At 67.4% G+C, this 18,664-nt stretch carries 13 protein-coding genes; 6 read left to right on the plus strand and 7 right to left on the minus strand.

The window, feature by feature from the left end; genetic code table 11:
- The first annotated feature begins 19 nt into the window (after positions 1 to 19).
- Entirely contained in the window at positions 20 to 3,802 is a 3,783-nt protein-coding gene (locus AC1DOQ_RS13630; RefSeq protein ID WP_477364719.1) for a tubulin-like doman-containing protein, read from the plus strand.
- Between the two features lie 77 nt (positions 3,803 to 3,879).
- On the opposite strand, the gene AC1DOQ_RS13635 is transcribed toward AC1DOQ_RS13630, so the two are convergent.
- Positions 3,880 to 4,038 carry a hypothetical protein gene (locus tag AC1DOQ_RS13635; RefSeq protein ID WP_477364722.1) on the minus strand — a complete coding sequence of 53 codons (159 nt, stop codon included), beginning with the start codon at positions 4,036 to 4,038 and terminating at the stop codon, positions 3,880 to 3,882.
- A gap of 142 nt (positions 4,039 to 4,180) precedes the next feature.
- Here AC1DOQ_RS13635 and AC1DOQ_RS13640 point away from each other — a divergent pair, with 142 nt between their 5' ends.
- Entirely contained in the window at positions 4,181 to 4,837 is a 657-nt protein-coding gene (locus tag AC1DOQ_RS13640) for a hypothetical protein (protein ID WP_477364725.1), read from the plus strand.
- A gap of 17 nt (positions 4,838 to 4,854) precedes the next feature.
- On the plus strand, positions 4,855 to 5,157 hold the full coding sequence (locus AC1DOQ_RS13645) for a hypothetical protein (protein WP_477364728.1): 303 nt from the start codon (positions 4,855 to 4,857) through the stop codon (positions 5,155 to 5,157).
- 9 nt (positions 5,158 to 5,166) lie between these two features.
- On the opposite strand, the gene AC1DOQ_RS13650 is transcribed toward AC1DOQ_RS13645, so the two are convergent.
- From AC1DOQ_RS13650 to AC1DOQ_RS13665, 4 genes are all read right to left on the minus strand, one after another.
- Positions 5,167 to 7,227: a tetratricopeptide repeat-containing diguanylate cyclase gene (locus tag AC1DOQ_RS13650; protein ID WP_477364731.1), complete on the minus strand. Its 2,061-nt coding sequence runs from the start codon at positions 7,225 to 7,227 to the stop codon at positions 5,167 to 5,169.
- Positions 7,228 to 7,385: 158 nt separating this feature from the next.
- Complete coding sequence (locus AC1DOQ_RS13655) at positions 7,386 to 9,212, minus strand: ABC transporter ATP-binding protein (RefSeq protein ID WP_477364734.1); 1,827 nt, start codon at positions 9,210 to 9,212, stop codon at positions 7,386 to 7,388.
- Complete coding sequence (locus AC1DOQ_RS13660; RefSeq protein ID WP_477364737.1) at positions 9,202 to 10,953, minus strand: ABC transporter ATP-binding protein; 1,752 nt, start codon at positions 10,951 to 10,953, stop codon at positions 9,202 to 9,204. The genes AC1DOQ_RS13655 and AC1DOQ_RS13660 overlap by 11 nt, the downstream gene beginning before the upstream one ends.
- A gap of 74 nt (positions 10,954 to 11,027) precedes the next feature.
- Positions 11,028 to 11,825 (minus strand): phasin family protein, encoded by a 798-nt coding sequence (locus AC1DOQ_RS13665; RefSeq protein WP_477364741.1) that lies wholly within the window; start codon positions 11,823 to 11,825, stop codon positions 11,028 to 11,030.
- A gap of 175 nt (positions 11,826 to 12,000) precedes the next feature.
- On the opposite strand from AC1DOQ_RS13665, the gene AC1DOQ_RS13670 reads away from it, so the two are divergent.
- The 3 genes from AC1DOQ_RS13670 (at position 12,001) to AC1DOQ_RS13680 (ending at position 14,542) form a co-directional block, all read left to right on the plus strand.
- Positions 12,001 to 13,281, plus strand: coding sequence for an amidohydrolase family protein (locus AC1DOQ_RS13670; protein WP_477364744.1), 1,281 nt, complete (start codon positions 12,001 to 12,003; stop codon positions 13,279 to 13,281).
- 201 nt (positions 13,282 to 13,482) lie between these two features.
- Complete coding sequence (locus AC1DOQ_RS13675) at positions 13,483 to 14,013, plus strand: N-acetyltransferase family protein (protein WP_477364747.1); 531 nt, start codon at positions 13,483 to 13,485, stop codon at positions 14,011 to 14,013.
- A gap of 4 nt (positions 14,014 to 14,017) precedes the next feature.
- Positions 14,018 to 14,542: a GNAT family N-acetyltransferase gene (locus AC1DOQ_RS13680; RefSeq protein ID WP_477364750.1), complete on the plus strand. Its 525-nt coding sequence runs from the start codon at positions 14,018 to 14,020 to the stop codon at positions 14,540 to 14,542.
- A 2-nt stretch (positions 14,543 to 14,544) separates the two neighbouring features.
- On the opposite strand, the gene AC1DOQ_RS13685 is transcribed toward AC1DOQ_RS13680, so the two are convergent.
- Positions 14,545 to 15,642 (minus strand): alpha/beta hydrolase, encoded by a 1,098-nt coding sequence (locus AC1DOQ_RS13685; protein ID WP_477364753.1) that lies wholly within the window; start codon positions 15,640 to 15,642, stop codon positions 14,545 to 14,547.
- Positions 15,643 to 15,653: 11 nt separating this feature from the next.
- A complete protein-coding gene (locus AC1DOQ_RS13690) occupies positions 15,654 to 18,593 on the minus strand; it encodes an MGH1-like glycoside hydrolase domain-containing protein (RefSeq protein ID WP_477364756.1) in 2,940 nt (979 codons plus the stop codon).
- Positions 18,594 to 18,664: the final 71 nt, after the last annotated feature.

Consider the following 18,664-nt stretch of genomic DNA (forward strand, 5'->3'; position numbering starts at 1 on the left):
ATAAGTAAGGATGCATGACATGGCAGATTTTCCCGATCCCTCGGCCCTGAACCAGAAGGCCGAACTCAAAGTCGACCTGCGGCCGACCCTGTTCATCGGCGCCGGCGGCACCGGCATGGAAGTCATGATGCGGATCCGCCGCCGCATCCTGTCGGCGGTCTGGAACCGCCAGCACCCGACCCGCGTGGAGTCGATCGCCGACTTCCCCGTCGCGCGCTTCCTGCACTTCGACCTCGACAACCAGGCCATCATCGACGAAGGCAAGTCGCAGCGCACCGACCCCTGGTTCGAACTGGTCAAGCTGACGGACGAGGAGCGGCTGGTCGAGCCGCTCGACCTGCCGCAGTACCACGAGTCCGACGACAGCCTGGCACGGTTCCCATTGATTGAAAACTGGATGCCGCTGCGGCCGAAGAAGCTGCGCTCGCTGGGCATCGACCCGTCCAAGGGCGCGGGCCAGATCCGCGCGCTGGCGCGGCTGTATTTGTTCGACAAGTATCCCAAGCTGAGGGGACGCATCAAGGGCGCGCTGAACTTCCTCAGTTCGAACGCCGGCATCGAGCGCAAGGAGAATTACCAGCGCCTCGGCCTGCAGGTCGATACCAGCAAGTTCCGCATCGTCGTCATCGCCTCCAACGCCGGCGGCACCGGGGCCGGCAGCGCGATCGACCTGGGCTGGATCGCCAAGGCCATCGCGCGCCAGGAGGTATCGGACAGCCAGGTCGACCTGGTGATGTTCCTGCCTTCGGGCTATGCAAAGGCCAACAAGGAACGCACCGAGGCCAATGCCTACGCGACCCTGATGGAGCTGGAGACCAGCATGCGCGACATGAATGCGCGCGTGCAGTGGATGGATCCGGACAGCGTGGTCGGCCGCGGCGCGCCCTTCGACGACGTCTATTTCGTCGACACCGCCAACCTGGCCAACAAGGCGACCCAGGATATCAAGGACGTCTACCAGATGGTGGCGGACACCCTGTTCGAGGATTTCGCCTCCGCCGATTTCGCCAACCGCAAGCGCTCGGTGGCGGTCAACCAGCAGCAGCACAAGCTCGGTCCCTACAATCCGCGGGTGCCGGAACAGCGCTTCGGCGACATGCGCCTGTCCTACTCGAAGGTGTACTCGGCCTTCGGCCAGGCCGTGCTCGACACCCAGCAAAGCCTGCGCGACGATATCCGCGCCTATGAACTGGCGGCGCTGATGGTGAAGGCCTTCTTCGGTCTCGCCAGCACCGACGGTAGCGCCGCGCGCCGCGCCACCGATGCGGAGCGCGACAGCTTCATGCGCGAGCAGATGGGCATGGGCGAACATCCCTTCTCGGAATTCCCCGACTTCCGCAAGGGCACGGTGGACGTCACGCCCTTCCAGGAATACGCGCTCACCGACATGCTCCTGATGGACAAGGACCAGCGCTCGCTGCTGGAGCGGGTCGAGAGCAAGGTGCAGCTCGAGATCGACCGCATCATGGCGTCCTACGACCTCAAACTGTGGCGCGAGAAGATCGTCGAGCTGCTGCCGAACCTGGAGCGCGACGCCATCCGCGAAGCCGGCGCCACCGCCGAGACCAGCGAAGACCGCATCAAGCGCCACACCGGAGAATTGCTGGCCAACCTGCGCCTGAACGTGCGCGGTCGCCTCTACATGCTGCTGGACGACCGCAAGCAGGGCGGGCTGGAGTTCGTGCTGTCGCTGCTGGAGCAGGTGAAGAGCAGGCTGGCCCAGCGCGACCTCGCCAACGCCCAGCGCAACGGCAAGCGCTACCGCGACATCCGCGACGCCCTGCGCACCCGCCAGGTCGAGGAATCGTTGAACAACCTGTCGCAGGCCGCCGGCCGCCTGTTCGGCAAGGATGCCCAGTCGCGCGAGGTGATGAATCACCTGAAGCGCGACATCGCCGACTACCTGCGCTTCCACCTGCTGGCCGTCGCATCGGGCCAGGCCATCGACGTCATGAACAGCATGTCGGCCTGGCTCGGCAATCCGCAGGGCACCGACGAGCAGGGACAGGTGCAATGGAGCGGGATCGCCGGCGAATTCCAGGAAGGACGGCGTTCGGTCCAGGCCATGCTGGCCGCCTGCGACCAGCGCATCGGCCAGCTGCGCGCCGACGCGCGCCAGGAACACGCCACCTACATCAAGCTGGCCAGCGACGTGCTGCCGCAGCCGGTACGTCTCACCAGCGACGTCAGCGGCTGGGCCGAAGAGGTGCTGCTGGAATTCGGCGGCTCGGCCAAGCTGTTCCCGCAGCTCGGCGACGAGCGCCTGCGCGCCGACCTGCTGCTGAAGCTGTTCCGCCGCGCGCAGACTCAGCTCAGTTTCCAAACCCTGACCATGCAGGCGGCCGGGCAAGAACCGGCGGCGGCCGTCGATCCGCTCCTGGAGCGCCTGAACGCCATGTCGCCCCAGGAGCGCCACCGCGTGTTCAGCGAATGGATCAAGAGCAGCATGCCCTGGATTAACGCGCGCTTCTCGGCCGAGTTCACGCCCAGCGCCGACCAGTTCAAGTGCTTCATCGGCGTCGGCGATCCGTCGGCCTGGCGCAGGCTGGAACCCGAGATCCGCGCCGCCGTGCCGACCGGCTTCCTGCACGGCGATGCGGTCGCCATCGTCAACACCGGCGAGCCGGGGCGGGCGGTCTGCTACATCGAACTGTCCGGCTATCCGATGACGGTGTTGCGCGGCCTGCCGACCTGGCGCGCTTCCTACCAGATCGAGAACCCGAAGATCCCGACCCACCTGCACTTCGACTCGACCCGCTTCCGCCATCCGATCTCGCCCTCGATGGACGAGCTGAACCGCCTGGCCGACGACTACGAATGGTTCCTGCAAGCGGTGGCGCTGGGCGTCATCCGCCGCAAGCAGGATGCGGGCGACCGCGAGGCCGCCTTCCAGCCGCGCGGGCAATACCTGTTCGAGGTCGAGCCGGGTTCCGGCGAATGGCTACAGATCGGCAACGAGTACGCGATCCGCTCGAACGGCCTGCCGCCCTACTACCGCGAGCAGGTGATCGCCGCCGTGCGCCAGCGCCTCGGCACGATGGGGCCTTACCGGCTGGCGCTGCTGGCGGCGCTGATGCGCCACTACCAGCTGCGCGTCTACGAGCCCAGGCTGGAAGTCGACGAAACCGGCGCCCAGCTGCCTTCGCCCTCGCTGCCGACCATCACGGCGCGGCGCCTGTACGACCAGTGGATGCGGCGCGCCGCGACCATCCAGCCGGAGCTGTCGCCGGCCCAGGTCGAGGCGGCCCTGGCCCAGCTCGAGCTGTGGAGCGAGACGGTGCCGGATTCCGCCAGCGACGCCTACCAGTGGGAGGTCGAGCGCCCGAGCGACAAGCGGGTGATCCGGCCCGAATTCCTGGCCAGCGAGGCGCGCGCGCTGCAGGCGCTGGAGCGGCGCTCGTCGGCGCCGGCCGGGGGCGGCCTGGCGGCGATGGATATGGCACATGCGGCGCACGCGGCGCCTGCCGCCGCCACCATCGTCAGCCCGTCGATGCCGGCGGCGCCGGCGGCGGCCGGGGTGCATCCGGGCGAGCTCGGACCGGCGGCATTCGTCGTCGGCGCGACCCCGATGGCCTCGCGCTACAAGCTGTTCCTGAACGGTGCCCAGCACGGCCCGTATGCACTGGAAGAGGTGGCGCAGCAGCTGGCGCGCGGCGAGATCGACCCTGGCACGCGCATCTGGAACATGCAGTGGAACCCGCGCCTGGACAAGTGGAAGACGGTCGGCGAGATCCCGGAACTGGCGGGCGGCATCGACGCCGCGATCCCGGATCCGGACGACGGGATCCCGGATCCGCAATAAGGGAGCACCGTGCAAGACGAAGCGATCTACCGCTGTATCAACGAGGCCTGCGGCCGGCCGGCGCCGCGCCCCGTGAGCTACTGTCCCTGGTGCGGGACGGCGCAGTCGCGCGCCGGTGCAGGGGCGAGCGCGGCGGCATCGCTGTCGGGATGGTCCGATGCGCCGCCGCCCGACATCACACCGGCGCCCAGGCCCGAAACCAGGCCCGAAGCAAAGCCCGAGCCCGAGCCTCCCATGCCGCCCACTCCGAGCGCGACCGCCTTCGGCCACAGCGCCAGGAGCCCTTCCGCGCCGCCGCCGCCTCCGCCACCTCCGCCACCTCCGCCAACGCCACCGCCATCGCCATCGCCGCCGCGCCAGGAAGTCCCGCGCCCGCCATTGGCCGCACACCCGGCACAGCGCAAGCCGATCCGGCTGCGCTGGTGGCTGCTGGCGCTGGCCGTGTTGTGGGGCCTGTGGCTGATGGCCAAGCCGTCGACGAAGAAGATCGACCGCCGCATCGACGCCGCGGTCGCCCTGGCGCGCGAGTGCAAGGGCAGTGATGCCCAGGCCGAGCTGATCGCCCTGCGCAAGACCCGCGCCACACCGGAACAGCTGCAGCGCCTGCAGCAGGCGCTGAACGACGAAGCGGCCATTTGTACGAAGCGGCGCCAGCGCGCCAAGGCCTGGAGCGAGACCAGCGCCGCGGTCGAATCGGCGCTGGAGGCCGACGGCTGGGACAAGGCACTTGCCCGCCTGCAGGCGTTCACGAAGCGCTGGGGCGAGGACGACGCCACGCGCGCGCTGAAGGAGCGCATCGAGACGGCGCGCCGCGACGCCGCCCATCCGCTGGCCGTGCCGCGCAGTGCCGCCGCTGGCGCCGACAAATCCCAGTCCGCGTACAACCTGATCCAGAGCGCGCAACGCGACATGGCGAACGGCAATTACGGTGCCGCGGCCGACAAGATGACGCTATGCCTGACCATGGTCGATGCCGGCAACCGCGAGTGCCGGACACTCAAGACCCAGGCCGAGCAGCAGGCAAGGTTCCAGTAACGGAAAGGAGGAGCAGCATGAATCGCATATCGACACCAGCCCTTTTGCTCGCCGCCCTGCTGGCCGGCTGCAATCAATCGACGTCCGGCGACGGCATGGGCCCCGCCCAGAAGGCCGGCAAGGCGGTCGACGATGCCGGTGCCAAGGTGCAGGGCGCGGTCCAGGACCAGGTGGTCAAGGCCGACGCCGCCGCCGAGCGGGCGCGCGACAAGGCGAAGGAAGCGGCTGCGGAAGCCAGCCGCAACCTGGATCATGTGACGGCGAAAGTCGGGGAGAAGGTCGAGAAGGCGGGCGAGAAGATCCAGGAAGCGGCGCGCTGAGCGCCCGGCTCAGGAAACCGCCCGCAACTCCGGCCAGCTGCCCTGCACCACGGACAGCTCGACGCTGCCGGCCCGCCACGCAGCCTCGATATCCTGCTCGATCTGCTCCATGGTCATGCCGGTCTCGTGGGCGAAGCCCTGCACGCCGTAGGCGCGGTTGCGGCCGTGGCCCTTGGCCAGGTAGAGCGCCATGTCGACCAGGTTGACGGCGCGTTCCCAGGACATCGACTTGCCGCCCGGCGCCAGCGGGAAGGGCGCGAAGCCGATCGAGACGTTCACCGACAGCTGGACGCCCTGGTAGTCGATGGTGCGGGCCGGGATGCCGCTCAGCAGGCGGCGCGCCACGTCGTCCAGGCTGCCGCGCGGCACCGCCGGCAGGAAGGCCAGGAATTCCTCGCCACCCCAGCGCACGATCATGTCGGTCTCGCGCAGGATCTCGCGCAGGGCGTCGGAAATCTCGCGCAGCACCGCGTCGCCGGCGCCGTGGCCGTAGGTATCGTTGATGTGCTTGAAGTGGTCGACGTCCATCAGGTACATCGCGCTGACCATCTCGTCGTTCGCCGATGCCAGGGCGATGTCCTGCTGGCCGCGCATGAACTCCTGGAAGTGGCGGCGGTTGTACAGGGCGGTCAGCGGGTCGCGTGCGCTCTGCTGCTTGAGTTCCAGGTTCTTTTCCTCGAGCTGGGCGTTGGCCTGGCGTACCTTGCGGTAGAAGAAGTAGACGATCACCGAGGACAGCGCGAACACCAGCGCCAGCAGCCACCACACGCGCTGCTGCAGGCGGCGGTTGTCGATCTCGGTGGTCTTGACCTGGTTTTCCTGGCGCAGCAGTTCGATCTGGCGCCTGGCCTTGTCGGCCTCGTATTTTTCCTGCAGCTCCATCACCGCCTTCTGGCGGCGCGTCTCGAACAGCTCGTTCGACAGCGTGCGCTCGCGGTGGTAGGCATCCAGGGCGCCGGGCAGGTCGCCGGCCCGCTCCAGCGCATCGCCGTATTCGGCCAGCACAGCCTGCAGCTGCGGCTTGTCGCCCGATTTTTCGTACCAGGCCATGCCTTCTTCGATGCTCTTCTTGCCTTCGGCCAGGCGGCCGAGGGCCAGGTAGGCCTGGCCGATGTTGACGCGCGCCGTCGCCATCGAATTTTCCTTGTTGATCAGGCGCGCCTGTTCCAGCGCCTGCTGGCCGTAGGAGAGGACATTACGATAATCCTTCTCCTTCAGGTAGAAGTCGGACAGGTTGACCAGCGCGGTCGCGATCATCGGGCCGGCGCCGATCCTGCGCTCCAGCTCCACCGCTTCCAGCAGGGCCTTCAGGCCGCGCTGGGTCTGGCCGGTGTCCATCGACAGTGCGTATTCGGTATTCTTGAGTGTCGCCAGGCGCCCCGGGGAGTCGATGCTCTCCGCAGCGCGGTAGGCCTCCTTCAGCGCGTCGAAGCCTTTTTCGTATTCGCGCATCTGTTCGTACAGATTCGCCAGCGAGTTGTAGGCGATCACCATCAGCATCGGCTGGCCGCTCTCGCGTGAGAGGTTGGCCGCCGCCTGCAGCCTGGTCAGCGCCATCGGGAAGTTGCCATCCTCGCCGAAGGACTCGCCGGAAGAGATGGTGACGCGTACCCGCAGGTCCATGTCGCGGCTGCCGGCAGCCAGTTTTTCGGCCTGCCAGATCAGTTGGTGGGACAGGGCCAGCTCGTTCAGGGAGAATTGCACATAGCCCTTGGCCAGCAGGCCGCGCGCCGTGATCGTGTTGTCGGCATGCTGCTGGCCGAGCTGGATCAGCTCGTCGCACAGCTTGTTGGCGACATCGTTCTTGCCCAGGGTGTTGTAGGTCTTGCAGGCGAGGTCGAGGAAGGCGGCTTTTTCAGCCAGCGGCGCGGCGCGGCTTTCCCGCTCCAGTTTCATCAGCTGCGGCAGGGCGCGCTGCGGGACGAAGCGGCTCACGTCCTGGAGCGCGGCCAGGCGCTGGGCCAGCGGCGCGGGAGCGTCGGCGAAGGCCAGGTTCGACGCCAGGAATAGCGCCGCCAGCAGCCCGAGGCTGCGCCGGTGATGCGATCCGCGATGGTGGCCTGCCAACATAGTTCCTCAGGGGCGTGACGATCGTCCCGTGCGGGACACAGCCGGTCATTGTACGCCGCTTGCTACAAAGAAATACATATTTTCCCGGGTATATGCGAAAAAGCTACATATGTATTCCTTGGGTTCATGGGCTGTATAGACAGGCGCTATCGCCTTGGTCAAACCGCCAGTTGCTGCAGCAGGTAGAGGCGCTGGTACAGGCCGCCTTCGATGCGCATCAGCTCCTCATGCTTGCCGGCTTCGCTGATGCGGCCGTGGTTCAGCACGATGATGCGGTCGGCATCGCGGATGGTCGACAGGCGGTGCGCGATGGCGATCACGGTCACCTTGCCGCGCAGCCCGACCACGGCCTGCTGCACGATCTGCTCGGTCTGGCTGTCGATGCGGGAGGTCGCTTCGTCCAGCAGGAGGATGCGCGGACGGCCGGCGAGGGCGCGCGCGATCGCGATCAGCTGCTTCTGGCCCGACGACAGGCGCGAGCCGCCTTCGCCCAGCGGCGTGTCGTAGCCCTGTTCCAGCGCCGCGATGAAGTCGTGGGCGTGGGCGGCGCGTGCCGCGGTCTCGATCGCCTCGATGGAGAGCCCACGCCCCATGTCGATGTTCTCGCGCGCCGACGCCGCCAGCAGGAAGGGATCCTGCGGCACCAGCCCGACCTCGCTGCGGAAGCGTTCGTTGTCGATGGCGGCCAGCGGCTCGCCGTGGACCTCGATGCTGCCGTCCTGGACCGGGTAGTAGCGCAGCAGCAGCGACAGCAGGGTCGACTTGCCGCTGCCGGTATGGCCGACGATGCCGAAGAAGGCGCCCTGCGGGATCTCGAGCGACAGGTGATGCAGCACGGTCTGTCCTTCGACGTAGGCGAAGCTCAGGTCGCGCACCCGCACCGCCGGCGCATGCGGATCGATATTCGCCGGACCGTCGGCCGGACGGCCGCCGCTGCCGGTGCGCCTGCCGTGTTCCGGCGCATTGGTTTCGTCCAGCAGGGCGGCCACGCGCGCGGTCGCCACCACCGCTTGCTGCAGGCCGCTGAACTGCATCGTGATCTGGATGAGCGGCTCGACCACCCGCGCGATATAGCTGATGAAGGCGTACAGCACCCCGACCTCGACCGCGCCCATGCTCTGGCGGCCAAAGCTGAAGATCACCACCGCCAGCAGGATCACGTTGAGGAAGTCGAGGGCGGGGCGCAGCAGGAAGGCATTGGCGCGCAGCTCGGCCACGCGCGCCGTGTAGTGCTGGTCGTTGGTGGCGGCGAAGCGCTCGCCGAAGCGGTGCTGGGCATTGTTCGCCTGCAGCACGCTCATGCCGCCGATCGATTCCGCCATCTGGGCGTTGATGTCGCTGCGCAGCGCCCGCGCGCGGGTGACGGCCGGTGCGGAGAGGCGCTGATACAGCCAGATGATGCCCAGCACGGCCGGCAGCAGGGCCAGCACGATCAGCATCAGGCGCCAGTCGAGCCAGGCCATCGCGATCGAGGTCCCGACCAGCACGATGGTAGAGTCGAGGATCACGAACAACACCTGGATGTACAGGGTCTTCACCGCCTCGGTGTCGTTGGTCACGCGGCTCACCAGCTGGCCGGTGATGGCGCGGTCGAAGAAGGCCATCGGCAGGCGCAGCACGTGGCCGTACACCCATTCGCGCAGGCGCTGCACCGAGCGCATCGCCAGGCCGGATAAACGCACCAGCTGCAGGAAGCGGATCCAGGACGCGGCCCAGCCGGTAAGGAGTAAGCCGGCCAGCAGCAGTGCCATGCGGGTCCAGTCGAGATGGTGGGGCAGCAGGTGTTCGTCGATCAGCTTCTTGCCCAGCAGGGGACCGAGCACTTCGAGGCCGGCGGCCAGGATCAGCCAGCCGGTGGCCCAGGCCAGGTGGGCGCGGTCCGGATGCGCGGCGCGGCGCAGCAGGCCGGCTGCCTGTTTCGCCTGGGCCGGGGTGGTCCTGTTCTTGTTCTTGTTACTGTTATTGTTATTGGCTTCAGACTGCATCGAGGCTCGCCTCCAGTTGTTGATAGCGCCACTGGCTGGCGTACCAGCCGTCTTCGGCGAGCAGGGCCTCGTGGGTGCCGGATTCGACGATGCGGCCATCCTTCAGCACGATGATGAGATCGGCCTTCACCACGGCCGACAGGCGGTGGCTGGCGATCACCGCCGACAGTTCCGGGCGGTTCGCGCGCAGCTCGTCGAGGTGTTCGAGGATGCGGGTCTCGGTGCCGGTGTCCACCGCGGACAGGGCATCGTCGAGCAGCAGCAGCGGGCTTTGCACCAGCAGCGAGCGCGCGATCGCCACGCGCTGGCGCTGGCCGCCGGACAGGGTGATGCCTTTTTCGCCGACCGGGGTGTCGTAGCCGTCCGGGAAGCGCAGGATGTCGTCGTGGATGTCGGCCATCTTCGCCGCCTGCTCGATCTCGGCGCGCGAGGCGCCCGGACGTCCGAGCGCGATGTTCTCGGCGATCGAGGCCGAGAACAGGAAGGATTCCTGCGGCACCCAGCTGATCCCGGAACGCAGGGTGGCAAGCGTGTATTCATCCAGCGCATGGCCGCCCCAGGTGACCGTGCCGTGCTGGGGTTCGGCCTGGCGCAGCAGCACCCGCAGCAGGGTCGACTTGCCGGCGCCGGTGGGGCCGACCAGGCCCAGGGTCTGGCCCGGCGCCAGGCTGACCGACACCTGTTTCAGCGCCGGCTTCTCTTGACCCGTGTAGGCGAAGCTCACGTCGCGCAGCACCAGCGGTCCGCGCGCCAGTACGTCGACGGTGCCGTGGTCATCGACCGTGAGCGGCGCATCCAGCAGCGGTTGCAGGCGCGCCAGGGCAGCGCGTCCGCGTTCGATCAGCGACAGCACCCAGCCGGCCGCGAACATCGGCCAGATCAGCTGGCCGAGGTACATCGTGAAGCTGGTCAGCGAACCGATGGTGAGCTGGTCGTTCCACACCAGGTAGCCGCCCAGGCCGAGGGTCAGGCCGGTGGCCGCGGTCAGGGTCAGGCCCACCGCCGGTTCGTAGGCCGCTTCCCATTTCTGTGCGGTGAGGCTGGCGGCGGCCGCGTTCGCGGCCAGTTCGCCGAACTGTTTCGCACTGCGCTGTTCCAGGCCGAGGGCGCGCAGGGTGCGTACGCCGCTCAGGGTTTCCTGCACGTGGTCGTTGAGGGCGGAAAAGCGCTTCAGCGAATCGCTGGAGGCGGTGTGGATGTGGCTCGAGATGCGCCAGAAGGCCAGCGCCATCAGCGGGAAGGGCAGCAGGGCGATCAGGGTCAGGCGCCAGTCGACGCCGAGGAACATGATCCCCAACACCATGACGAGGGTGAGGGTGCCGTCGAAGCCGGCCAGCATCGCCTCGCCGGCGGCCTGCTCGATGGCGTCGATGTCGTTGGTGGCGAGCGCCATCAGGTCGCCGGTGCGCTGGCGCTGGTAGAAGGCCGGGCCCTGGCTTGAGAGCCGCGCATACAGTTTCGTGCGCAGCTCGACCCCGAGGCGGTAGGCGGCGGAGTACAGGCGCAGCCGCCAGGCCACGCGCAGGACGTAGATCGCCAGCCCGAGGCCGAGCAGCTGCAGCAGCTGGATCGTGAGTTCCTGTCCCTGGATGCGGTGCGCCGCCAGGGCGTCGATGGTGGCGCCGACCTTGCGCGGCACCAGCACCGAGCACAGGGCGACGCCGAACAGCATCACCGCCGACGAGGCATACGAACGCCAGTGCCGGCGTACGAAGCCGCCGATCAGCCTTGCCAAACCCATTGCGTGTCCTGTTCTTGGTTCTTGTTCCGAGGACCGCTACTGTACTATTTTTGGCAAGGGCCTGCCCTGGCCGCTTACTTCCTGCGCGAGCTGCGCGGCGGCTTTGCAGGAGCGATGCTTTCCGGTGGCGTCACCGGCGGCAATTCGACCTTGACCTGGGCTTCCAGCGGCACGGTGGAAGCGAGCGGATGCTCGGCGCCGGCCGGCAGGGGCGAGATCTCGTGCAGGGCCTTGGCCAGCGGCTTCGGCTCGGCCGGCGGGACGTCGTCGGCGATGGCGGTGTCGATGAGGGCTTCGGCCTGGGCCAGCTTGGCGTCGGCGGGCGCGATTGCCGGTGCCGGCGCAGCTTCGACCGCAGGCTTGGCGGCTTCGGCTTTCGGCGCGGCTTTCGGCTGGGCGGCATCGAGCGCGGCTTCGGCATGCGCGGCGCCGATGTCTACCGCGGCGGCGGCGATCTCACCGGTGATGGTGGCGGCATCGGCGGTGGCGATCGAGACCTGTTCCATGGCCTGGGCATAGCTGGTCGGGACGTTGGCGGTCGGTGCCGGCGCGGCCAGCAGCGGGATGGTGGCCGGCAGCGCACGTGCGCCGACGGCAAGGCCGAACAGTTCGCGGCCGTAGGAGAACAGGGTATGCCATTGTCCCTGGGCGGCGGAGCCGAGGGCCAGCAGGTCGCGCGGTTCGCGCGCTTCGAGCAGGTGCTTCACGGTGCCGGCCGCCTGCTCGATCGATGCGCGCGAGGTGCGCACGTTGAGCGCGGCGATCTGGCCGGCGCTCTCGAGCGCACGGGCGCTCAGGTTGCGGAACAAGTCGAGCTGGGCTTCCCATTGAGCCTGGCGTACTGCGGACAACTGGTCGGAAAATGGAGTCATCTGGATCCCTTTTTATTCAGTTATGACGCACTGCAATAAGAACTAGTGTAAAGCGGTTCGATAGTGTTGGAAAGAAGTATTTTGTGTTGTTTTTATAAGGAAATCTTGCGTTGCAGCATAGTTTCTTAATCCAGGTCATTGACAGTACAATTAATTACCTCATCGGGAGACTCGTATGGACTTGGTAATCCGCAACGCCACCCTGGCCGATGGCCGCCATTCCATGGACATCGCCATCGACGGCGAGCGCATCGCCGAGGTCGGGCCGCAATTGGCGCTGACAGGCCGGCGCGAGATCGACGCCGGCGGCGACCTGGTGAGCCCGCCCTTCGTCGACGCCCACTTCCACATGGACGCCACCCTCAGCTACGGCCTGCCGCGCGTGAACGAGTCCGGCACCCTGCTCGAAGGGATCGCGCTGTGGGGCGAACTGAAACCGCAACTGCTGCAGGAAGACCTCATCGAACGCGCGATGCGCTACTGCGACTGGGCGGTGGCGCGCGGGCTGCTGGCGATCCGCACCCACGTCGACGTCTGCGACGACCGGCTGCTGGCGGTCGAGGCCCTGCTCGAGGTGAAGCGGCGCGTGGCGCCATACCTTGACCTGCAGCTGGTCGCTTTCCCGCAGGACGGCCTGCTGCGCAGCCCCGGCGCTTTCGACAAGCTCAAACGTGCGATCGCGATGGGCGTGGACGTGGTCGGCGGCATCCCGCACTTCGAGCGCACCATGGCGCAGGGCGCGGAATCGGTGCGCCTGCTGTGCGAGTTCGCGGCGCAGCAGGGGCTGATGGTCGACATGCATTGCGACGAGAGCGACGATCCGCTGTCGCGCCACATCGAGACCCTGGCCTTCGAGACCCAGCGCCTGGGGCTGCAGGGCAGGGTGACCGGCTCCCACCTGACCTCGATGCATTCGATGGACAACTACTATGTCAGCAAGCTGCTGCCCCTGATTGCCGAATCGGGCGTGGCGGCGATCGCGAACCCGCTCATCAACATCACCCTGCAGGGCCGCCACGACAGCTATCCGAAGCGGCGCGGCATGACCCGCGTGCCGGAGCTGCTGGCGGCCGGGGTGCCGGTCGCCTTCGGCCACGATTGCGTGATGGACCCGTGGTACGGCCTCGGTTCCGGCGACATGCTGGAGGTGGCCCACATGGGCCTGCACGTGGCCCAGATGACGGGCCAGGCCGCGATGCGCCAGTGCTTCCAGGCGGTGACGGAAACACCGGCGCGTATCCTCGGCCTGCAAGGCTATGGCGTCGCCCCCGGCTGCTACGCGGACCTGGTGCTGCTCGACGCCGGCAGCCCGGCCGAGGCGATCCGCCTGCGCGCCGCCCGCCGCCTGGTGTTGCGCCGCGGACAGATCGTCAGCGAAGCGCCGCCAGCACACGCCAGCCTGCGCCTGCCGGGCCGGCCAGGCGTTGTAAATTTCCGTTTGACACGCAAGGAGTAAGAATGTTAGCCCACTATGTCTATACAAGGTAAACACAGGAGAAAATGGGTAAACACAGCGGACAAACATCCTAAAAATTCGGGAAAAGTTGCTTACTGTAATTCAATTTCTTTATGTAAATGCGGTTACATTTTTCCCTAGCCGTGCGGACAATTCCCGGTTTAGAATCTTGCCCTTTCGTTACATTCGAGCAGGCCTGCAGTGAGAGACATCCAGATTCGACCAGCGCGCGACGCCGACTTCAGCGCCATGTGGACCATCTTCCAGGCGCATGTCGCCAGCGGCGAGACATTCGCCCATGGTCCCGCCACCAGCCGTGAAGACAGTCATGACTACTGGTTCGCGCCCAGTGCGACGACCTTCGTGGCGGTAAAGGGCGGCGAGCGCATACTCGGGATGTACAAGCTGCAGCCCAACCATCTCGGACGCGGCGACCACGTGGCCAACGCCTCCTATATGGTCAGCCCGAACGCCCAGGGGGTGGGCATCGGCCGCATGCTGGGCGAGCACAGCATCGAGGAGGCGCGCCGCCAGCGCTACCTGGCGATGCAGTTCAATTACGTGGTCAGCACCAATTCGCCGGCCATCAACCTGTGGAAGCGGCTCGGCTTCTCGATCGTCGGCACCCTGCCCAAGGCTTACCGGCACCGCCGCCTGGGGTATGTCGACGCCTATGTGATGTACAAATTGCTGGAAGACCCGGCCCGCTGGGACCATCCGGAGGAAGACTGAACGCATGGAAATCGCCCGCACGGCGCGCCTGCGGCTGCGCACCGCCAACCTCGACGACACCGCCTTCTACTACACGCTGGTCAACGACCTGGCCTTCATCGAGCACATCGGCGACCGCGGCATCCGCAGCCTCGACGATGCCCGCCAGGCCCTGCTGGCCGGGCCGATCGCGATGCAGGAGACGCGCGGCCACTCGCTGTACATGGTCGAACTGAAGGAGGACGGAAGCCCGGACGGGCACGTCGCCATCGGCATGTGCGGCCTGATCAAGCGCGATACCCTGGACGAGATCGACATCGGCTACGCCTACCTGCCCGCCTGGCGCGGCCAGGGCTATGCCTTCGAAGCGGCGCGCGCCGTGCTGGACTACGCGCCGACCATCGGCATCCGGCGCCTGCTGGCCATTACCTCACCCAACAACCTGGCGTCGAACGGCTTGCTGCGCAAGCTGGGGATGAATTTCGTGCACTTTACGCATCTGGTGCCGGAGGATGCGGGGAGTAATTTGTATAGCCTGGAACTCGAATAGCGTTACTGCTTCGTACTCCCCCAAGGGAAAAACCACGTAATCGGCTTCTCCACCCGCGCCGCCCAGGAAGCCTCGTTGTGCTTCCCGCCCTCGGCCTTGAAGAACAGCAGGTCCTCGCTTTCCTTGTAACCCTTGGCCCGCATGGCCTCGACCATCTTCGTCGTGTCGTCGAGACCATCGTCCCTGGTGCCGGCATCGAGGTAGAACTTGACCGGCACGCGCGCCGGGAGCTTGGTGATGAGGGCGCCGTTGTTCCACCAGAAGGAGCTGGAGACGCCGCCCGCTTTCGAGAAGATGTCCGGATAGCGCTGCGCGATCGCGACCGATGCGATGCCGCCCAGCGAGGAGCCCATGATCGCGGTATTCGCCTTGCCCGGCAGCGTGCGGTAGGTCCGGTCGATGTAGGGCTTGACGATGTCGACGATGAAGGCGCCGTAGGCATCGAGCTTGCCGCCGCCGTATTTCGGGTCGCAGCAGGGCGTGTATTCGGGAATGCGGTCCGGCGTGTTGTCGATGCCGACCACGATCACCTCGTCCGCCGTGCCCATCGCCACCAGGCGGTTCATGGTTTCGTCGACGCCCCATTCGACGCCGAAGGAGGCGGTCTTGGCGTCGAACAGGTTCTGGCCGTCGTGCATGTAGAGCACCGGGTAGCGCTTGGCCGGGTTCTCCGCATAGCTGGGCGGCAGGTAGATGCGCAGCGAGCGGCTGTTCTTCAGCTGGGGCGAGGCGACGTCCTTCACGATCGTCACCTTGCCGAACGGCGCGCCGAAGAAGGGATAGATGTCGACCGTGGCGCCGGCCGGCAGCTTGTAGGCGCCGCCGATCGAGATCTTGTCCGCGCCCAGGGTCGGCTTCATCTGCACGTCGCCCAGTTCGTCCGGCCAGGTATAGGTCCAGACGTTCACGGGGCCCTCGGGCCGCTGGGCGGGCGCGCTCTTCGACCAGCTCATTGGTCCCTTGTCGCCGACGATGCGGATCTCTTCCTTGCCGGCCGGGTAGTGCACCCGCACCGTGGTGGCGCCGGCCTGGGAGGCCGCCAGCGCCAGCAGCGCGGCCGTTGCCGCCGCTGCCCTCGTGTTCATGCTGATTCGTTTCATGGCTGTCCTGTTCAGCGCACGCGCAGCAGGCGCACGCCATAGATGTCGAAGCGGTTGGATGGGCCATCGAGGCCGCCGGCCGCGCTGAAGCTGCCGTTGCTCTGCAGGTAGCTCATATTGTAGAAGTCGCTCATCTCGACGCGGTATGCGCCGTTCCCTTTCAGCTTCACCGCCAGCGGCGTCGAATACACCGTTGGCGTATGCGCCTTCTCGATGCGCGCGTGCGGCAGCTGCACCACGCCCTGCGCGACGATGGTACCCGACTCATCCTTGACCGTCAGCCATTTTACGCCACCGCTGATGCCCAGGTTCACCTGGTTGGCGCCGTTGTGATAACGGACCTGCACGGCGTAGTCGCCGGCCGCCGGCACCTTGATGTCCCTGACGCTGAAGCGGTCCTGCGGCTTGCCCCAGCCGGCCAGGTGGGCTTCGTCGAAGCGGGCGTTCGGCGGAGCCAGCGCCACGTCCGCGCTCACGCGCTTGTCCGTGGCCGGGATCTCGACGCCGCCATCCACGCAGCGCGGCCGGCTGTGGTGGCTGCGGTTGCCCGAGCCGGTGAATTCCGCTTCGACGGCATAGCAGGCGGTGGCGGAGGCCTTGCCGTCGACCCAGGCGCCGGCCGGCAGCTGCGAGGCTGCCAGCTTGCCGTCGCGGTAGACGTTGTAGCGTACCTTGCCCGTATCCTTCGCTTCGATGACCAGCGCGGCGTGGCCGGCGCCGTCGCGCTTCAGGCCGGCGATGACCGGCTCGTGCGGGCCGAACACGGCCGGCGTCTCCACGTAGGGATCGGCGTTCACGCGGCGGATCGCCTGCTCGCCGGCGTCGAGTTTGCCGAGCACGATCTCGATCCGGTTGTCCGCCGCCAGCGCGCTCCACGGAATGCTGCTGCCGGCCGGCTTGCCGTTCAGGAGGATCCGCTCGACGGTATAGACGCCGTTCGCGCCGTTCGCGCCGTTTGTGCCCGCCGCGGCGCGCGCCGGCAGGCGCAGGGTCACGTTCAGCACATGGCCCTGCAGGCGCAGGTTGTCCAGCGAGGCCGCGTCGCCGCCCGCGAACACCCTGGCGCCCAGCCTGGCCGTCACGAAGGGCTGCAGGGCGATGCCGTCAAGGGTGGTCGAGACGCCGAATACATTGCGCACCACCATGCCCAGGTAGGCGCCGACGGACCACAGCTGGCGCCGCGAGTTGATCACCGGCCCGATCAGGTTAGGGTGGGCTTCGTCCAGCAGCAGCGGCTGGCCGGACAGCCACTCGAGGTTCTCCATGTTCGACATGTTCAGGGCCGCGCCGCGCATCAGCGAGTCGTAGGCGGCATCGGCGACGGCCACGTTGCGGCCCGCCGCGGCAGCGCGCAGGCCATAGGCCGTCACGAAGGGCCACATGGCGCGGTTGTGGTAGACCGGCATGTCGAGCTGCTGCGGCCAGATCACCGGCGCGCCCATCGGGCCGTGCGGATAGCTGGCCAGGATGCGGCGCGCGCGCTTGTCGTCGGCGATGCCGGTGAGGATGGCGAGCGACTGCCCCAGCCAGTCGAACTTGTGCATCGGCGCGCCGTCGAAATGGGCGGCGGTGAGGCTGCTGTACATGCCGGCGTCGTCCAGCCACAGGCGGGCGTTGACGGCGCGCTTCAGGTCTCTGGCCCAGCCTTCGTAGCGTGCCGCGCGTGCCTGGTCGCCCTGTTCGCGCGCCAGCCGGCTTGCCAGGGTCAGGGCCTTGTAGTGGCCGGCATTGGTCGACAGCGCCTTCGAACTCGCCATCGAGGCCAGGTCCTGCGGAATCCACGCAGCGTAGCTCTGGTCGCGCCAGTCGAGGAAGGATTCCTCGCCCGTGTACAGGCCGGTGGACTTGTCGAAGGCGGCGATGCGGTCGTTGGCTATCGTGTTCGACAGGGCGGCCAGGGCGGTGGCGGCGAAGGCCTTGCGCTCGGCGGGCGGCAGCGACTTCAGCACCTCCTCGGCGGCGAAGGCCCAGGTGATGCGGTCGGTGCTGACCGGCCAGCTGCCGCCGCTGCCGGTGTCCTGCACGATCTGCAGGCCGTCGGGCGTGCCCGCTACCTGCGGCGCCTTCGGCACGCCGTCGCGCCAGCCGGACAGCTTGAAGAGCAGGGAATTGCGCACCCGCTGGGGATCGAGCATGGCCAGGCCCAGGTCGGCCGCATAGGACAGGTCGCGGGTCCAGACGTAGTGCCACTTCTCGCCGGTCTCGAAGCAGTCGCAGGGAATCGCGTTGTTGCCGTTGTAGTTACCGTCGCGGATTTCCTTCACCGAGTCCTGGCGCATCTCGTGGGCGGCCAGGGCGAACAGGGCATCGAAGGCCAGGTTCCCGCTGCGCACGCGGGGCAGCAGCGGGTCTTCCTGGTATGTCAGGTATTGCGGGCCGGGGTCGCGCAGCTGCATGGTGGTCGAGTGCGCATAGCTGCGCAGCGGCGCCTGCGGATCCTTCACCGAGAAGCGCGCGGTTTCCTGCTTGCCGTCCCAGGTCGGGAAACTGAGCGAAGCGCTCGCGCCGGCGCCGGCGTGCGGATCGACGGCCGGTCCGGCGGACGCCGTCTCGACGCGGCTGACGCTCAGTACCGGCCTGGCGGGATCGGAGACGTCGACGCGGAAGCGGAAGGTCGCGGTCTGCTTCGTGAACAGGTAGTCTTCGGGGCCGGCCTCGGTGGCGAGCGGATAGGCCTGGTCCGGCGCCACCGTCACGCTGGCCGAGGGATTCGCGACCCACTCGGCGTTCCAGTCCTTGCTGCCGATCTTGAAGGCGTGGTTGCCGGGGCTGACCAGGATGTCGGTCTCGTAGATGCCCTTGCCCTGGTAGGCGAGCCGGTTGTCGGTGCCCCAGCCGTTGAAGGCGCCGCGGACGTAGATGTCGTAGCGCAGCGGCGGCGCTTCCGCGGCGATGGCGGGGAGGGTTTGCGCGACGAAGGCCGCGGCGATGGCAAGAATAGTCGGCTTCATGGGTAGGGTGGGCACGCCGTGCCCACGTGACGTTTGCGTACGGTTGGCGTTTGCGTGGGCACGGTGTGCCC

The organism is Massilia sp. 01N417 (genome assembly GCF_056399645.1).